General features: G+C 57.9%; 4 protein-coding genes. All 4 read left to right on the forward strand.

From position 1 onward, the window contains the following. On the forward strand, positions 1-870 hold an 870-nt coding region (locus AAAB16_RS15030; protein WP_340664043.1), incomplete at its 5' end, for a transporter substrate-binding protein. Between the two features lie 182 nt (positions 871-1,052). Then, entirely contained in the window at positions 1,053-1,970 is a 918-nt protein-coding gene (gene urtB, locus AAAB16_RS15035) for an urea ABC transporter permease subunit UrtB (protein WP_340664044.1), read from the forward strand. A gap of 157 nt (positions 1,971-2,127) precedes the next feature. Next, positions 2,128-3,312, forward strand: coding sequence for an urea ABC transporter permease subunit UrtC (urtC, locus tag AAAB16_RS15040; protein ID WP_340664045.1), 1,185 nt, complete (start codon positions 2,128-2,130; stop codon positions 3,310-3,312). Beyond that, positions 3,309-3,670, forward strand: a 362-nt coding sequence (locus AAAB16_RS15045; protein ID WP_340664046.1) for an ATP-binding cassette domain-containing protein, incomplete at its 3' end; no start/stop codon positions are given. The genes urtC and AAAB16_RS15045, both read left to right, overlap by 4 nt.

Here is a 3,670-nt window from a genome sequence, read left to right on the forward strand (position 1 = left end):
TGCTGGACCTCGGCCTCGCGCAAAGCTGTGCTGCCGATCTTTGAAAAAGACAACGGCCTGCTCTACTACCCGACCTTCTACGAAGGCCTGGAGCAATCCAAGAACGTGATCTACACCGGCCAGGAAGCGACCCAACAGATTCTCGCCAGCCTCGACTGGATCGCCAAAGAGAAGGGCGCGAAAACCTTCTACCTGCTGGGCTCGGACTACATCTGGCCACGCACCTCCATGAAGATCGCCCGCAAGCACATTGAAAATGTGCTGCACGGTGAAGTGGTGGGCGAAGAGTACTACCCGCTGGGCAACACCCAGTTCGGTTCGCTGACCAACAAAATCAAACTGAAAAAACCGGACGTGGTGTTTGCCGCCGTGGTCGGTGGTTCCAACGTGGCCTTCTACAAACAACTGAAAGCCGCCGGTATTACCAGCGACAAACAAACCCTGCTGACCCTGTCGGTTACCGAGGATGAAATGCTCGGCATCGGCGGCGAGAACATGAAGGGCTTCTACTCCTCGATGAAGTACTTCCAGACCCTGGATAACCCCAACAACAAGAAATTCGTTGAGGAATTCAAGGCCAAGTACGGCAAAGACTCGGTGATCGGCGACGTCACCCAAGCCGGCTACCTCGGCCCATGGTTGTGGAAAGCGGCGGTGGAAAAAGCCGGCAGCTTTGACGTCGACAAAGTGGTCGCCGCCTCCCCTGGCATTGAGTTGACCACCGCACCAGAAGGCTACGTAAAAGTGCACGACAACCATCACCTGTGGAGCAAGGCGCGCATCGCCGAAATCCAGGCCGATGGCACCTTCAAGGTGGTGCATGAATCGGAGCTGATTGAGCCGAATCCGTTTCCTAAGGGTTATCAATAAGTCCTGAGAGTCCCCCCTCACCCTAGCCCTCTCCCCGAGGGGAGAGGGGACCGACCTGCGTTGCACGTTCTAACGCGCAACACCTATCCACTCCCTCGCCCCCCCCCCCAGGGGAGAGGGCTGGGGTGAGGGGCAGCCTTCACGCGCTTCGCCCCTGCACCCCATCCATCAGGAGACCCATCATGGAATGGCTTACCGACTTCGGCGCTATCGCCGTTATGCAGGGGTTCAACGGCTTGTCGGTGTTCTGTGTGCTGCTGCTGATGGCACTCGGGCTGGCAATTATTTTTGGGCAAATGGGCGTGATCAATATGGCCCACGGCGAGTTCCTCACCGTTGGCGCCTACACCACCTATGTCATCTCATCGCTGACCCTGCACTACGTACCGGCCATGCAGCCGTACTACTTTTTCTTCGCCATCGTGGCGTCATTCTTTATCGCCGGCGCCCTTGGCTGGTTGGTGGAATGGGCCATGATCAGCAAGCTTTACCACCGCCCGCTGGACACCTTGCTGGCTACCTGGGGCCTGTCCCTGGTGATGCAGCAAGCCTTCCGCTCGATCTTTGGCGCCCGTGAAGTGGGCGCGGAAATGCCCGAGTGGATCATGGGGTCCTGGAGCCCGACAGCAGCGGTGGATATTCCGAAAAACGGCCTGTTTGTCATGGCCCTGACCTTTCTCTGTACCGCCACCATCTTTCTCATGCTCTACCGCTCGCGCTGGGGCTTGCAGGTGCGCGCCACCATGCAGAATCGGGTGATGAGCCGCGCGGTGGGCATCAACACCAAAAAGGTCGACCGCATGACCTTTGCCCTCGGTTGCGGCGTGGCCGGTGTGGCTGGCGCGGCGTTTACCACCATTGGTTCTACCGGGCCGACGGCGGGCTCGCTGTATATCGTCGACACCTTTTTAACCGTGGTGTTTGGCGGCGCGGCCAGCCTGGTGGGCACCATCGCCTCGGCGTTCACCATCGCCCAGGCGCAGTCGATTATGGAGTTCTTCCTGTCCGGCTCGATGGCCAAGGTGCTGACCCTGTCGGCGGTGATTTTGATTTTGATGCTGCGCCCGCAAGGGCTGTTCTCGATCAAGGTTCGCAAATAATTTCTTGCTTGCTTCGGTTTTACCGCTCCTGGGTTCCCGCCTGCGCGGGAACGACGGGGATTATGGTCAAGACCTCCGTCATCCCCGCGAAGGCGGGGATCCAGGGGGCCGAACACTGGATTGGCTGCATCAACAGCTACACGATAGGAAACCGCCCATGAAAAACGCATACGAAAGCCTGCTTGGTGGCAAGCAAGGCGCCATTGGTTTGCTGGTGCTGGCCACGCTGATCCTGGTGGTGTTGCCGCTGCTGCTGGATACCTTCCGCCTGAATATGGTCGGCAAATACCTGACCTACGCCTTTGTCGCTGTTGGCCTGGTGTTGTGCTGGGGCTATGGCGGCATTCTCAGCCTGGGCCAGGGTATTTTCTTTGGCGTTGGCGGCTACTGCATGGCCATGTTTCTCAAGCTGGAAGCCTCGGACCCGGAGAGCACGAAAATCCAGTCCACCCCCGGCATTCCGGACTTTATGGATTGGAACCAAATCACCGAGCTACCAATGATGTGGCAGCCGTTCCATAGCTTTAGCTTCACCCTGCTGGCGGTGATCGCCGTGCCGACCTTGCTCGCGCTGATCATTGGCGTGGCGATGTTTAAACGGCGGGTTGGCGATGTGTATTTCTCCATCGTGACCCAGGCGATTGCGGCGATTCTGACCATCCTGATTATTGGCCAGCAGGGGCTGACTGGTGGGGTCAACGGCATCACCGATTTAAAGACCGTGCTTGGCTGGGATATCCGCCCGGACAGCGCAAAAACCATCCTTTATTTCGTTAACGCGTTTCTGCTGCTGGGCTGTGTTTTGCTCGGCCGTTTTATCCTCACCTCCAAGCTGGGCCGCCTGCTGATGGCCATGCGCGACAAAGAAGAGCGCGTGCGTTTCTCCGGCTACGACGTGGCCAGTTTCAAGATCTTTGTGTTCTGCGTGGCGGCGGCGTTTTCAGCCATTGGCGGGGCGATGTTTGCCTTACAGGTCGGCTTTATGTCGCCCAGCTTCGTCGGCATTGTGCCGTCGATTGAAATGGTGATTTTTGCCGCCGTGGGTGGGCGTATGTCGCTGCTCGGCGCGGTGTACGGCACCTTGTTGGTGAGCTTTGGCAAAACCTATTTCTCCGAGAGTTTCCCCGAGCTGTGGCTGTACCTGATGGGTGGCCTGTTTATTGTGGTGGTGATGTATTTCCCCAATGGCATCGCCGGTTTGTGGGAAAGCCACGGGCGTAAATGGCTGTCGCGCTTTGCCCTGGGCAAGAAGCTGTTCGGTGTTCCGGAAGTGAAGGCCCGGGTGTTTGCGGTAAAGCCGGCGCAGCAAGCTGAAGCACGCAAATTGGAGACCAGCCTATGAACAGCCCAGCCGGCTTTCAGGCCGCTAAACCGGTGTTGGCCATTGAAGGGCTGACCGTTTCCTTTGATGGCTTTAAGGCCGTTAACGACCTCAACTTGTATGTGGATCGCAACGAAGTACACGTGGTGATCGGCCCCAACGGCGCCGGTAAAACCACGGTGCTGGATCTGATCTGCGGCAAGACCAAATCCACCACCGGCAGCATTCAGTTCGAAGGCCGTGAACTGACCAAAATGCGCGAGTACGACATCGTCCGTGCCGGCGTTGGGCGCAAGTTTCAGAACCCCTCGATCTACGAAAACCTCAGCGTTTTCGAGAACCTGGAAATGTCCTATCCGGCCGGGCGCAAAGTATTTGG

The sequence above is a fragment of the Pseudomonas sp. genome (genome assembly GCF_037994325.1).
Taxonomy (GTDB): domain Bacteria; phylum Pseudomonadota; class Gammaproteobacteria; order Pseudomonadales; family Pseudomonadaceae; genus Aquipseudomonas.